Consider the following 238-nt stretch of genomic DNA (forward strand, 5'->3'; position numbering starts at 1 on the left):
TTGGTAGATGTACTTAACATTTTGAACTTCGGCCTTGAAGGTGCCAGTAGCTGGGCCTTCCACTCGCAAGAAGTTATAGCCTGTGATTTCTTTCTTCTCAGTTGCGTAGGCGGTATCCACTTCACCTTCTAAGGTAACTGGATCTGCCAACTGAGCATCTTGCTCGTCAACGTAGGTTACATTGACTGTTCCGCGTGGCTTCGGAATTGCTTGGTAGATGTACTTAACATTTTGAACT

1 protein-coding gene is annotated in these 238 nt (G+C 45.4%); it reads right to left on the minus strand.

Annotation, left to right across the window (positions count from 1 at the left end; translation table 11 throughout):
• The coding region (locus HMPREF3093_RS09735) for a MucBP domain-containing protein (protein ID WP_180363242.1) at nucleotides 1–238 on the minus strand (238 nt) is incomplete at both ends.

The sequence above is a fragment of the Abiotrophia sp. HMSC24B09 genome (assembly GCF_001815865.1).
Taxonomy (GTDB): Bacteria; Bacillota; Bacilli; order Lactobacillales; family Aerococcaceae; genus Abiotrophia.